The sequence below is a fragment of the Psychrobacter sp. 1U2 genome, from assembly GCF_051847575.1.
Window position 1 is genome coordinate 1 of sequence record NZ_JBPYDC010000456.1, and the last position, 1061, is coordinate 1061.

The 1061-nt window shown below is 45.0% G+C and carries 1 protein-coding gene; it reads left to right on the forward strand.

The genetic code is table 11. The annotated features are described in order from the left end of the window. Positions 1-170 precede the first annotated feature (170 nt). The coding region (locus ACS8FD_RS16550) for a DUF819 family protein (protein WP_439276644.1) at positions 171-1061 on the forward strand (891 nt) is incomplete at its 3' end.

Genomic DNA, 1061 nt, shown 5'->3' on the forward strand with positions numbered 1-1061 from the left:
GTAAAGCCGCTCATTTAGCCCTATAGTAAAGCCGGAAAAAGCCAGATACGTGTTATCTGGCTTTTTTGTGTCTATTCAATTTAGGATTTGGCCAAATAGCAGCTTGCACCTATTTTTTGCCTTGTCTATACTGACAAACTTTGATAAATCGCACACTTCGGAGCCCTTTGATGCCCGCTACCTCAAGTTTTGCAATTGATAGTTTGCCACTAGCATTTGGTATTATCATGGCCATTATAGGCTTGGTATTTTATACCCAAGGATTGCCCAGTAAGTTTTGGCGACGTTTTTATGCTGTATTGCCCGGTATCGTATTGTGCTGCTTTATACCGGCGACGTTGAATAGCTTGGGCTTCTTTGCTGATGGTATTGGCTCACAGATTTATGGCTTTACCGCTACCTACTTGTTACCAGCCAGCTTACTACTGATGACCCTGTCGATGGATGTACCCAAGATACTGGGCTTAGGCTGGAAAGCCATTGCGATGTTTTTTGCCGCCAGTATTGCCATTATTATCAGTGGTCCGATTAGTTTGGGTGTGGCTAAGTGGGTATCGCCCAGTATGTTTACCGATGATACGTTATGGCGCGGGTTTTCAGCAGTGGCAGGTAGCTGGATTGGCGGTGCTGCTAATCAGGCAGCGATGAAAGAATTGTTTGGGGTCAGTGATGATTTGTTTGGCATGATGATTTTGGTTGATACGACCAATGCCTCATTGTGGCTATTGGCTATCTTGGTCATGGCCAAGCACAGCGATAAGATAGATCGCTTATTAAGGGCTGATAGCAGTAGTATTAATAAAGTGATTGCAGCGGTTGAGAGCTACGAGCGTGACCATGCACGTCCAGCGACACTTAATGACTTAATGGTGATGTTCGGCTTATGCTTTGCTATGGTAGGAGTGGCACACTTTATCGGTGGGCAAATCGCAGAATTCTTTGCGCCCTATAGTTGGGCAGTACAATATAGCTTTGCCAGCAGCTTCTTTTGGATGGTGGTCATCATTACCATCATAGGGGTGATTTTTTCCTTTACCAAAGTTCGCCGGCTTGATCATGTG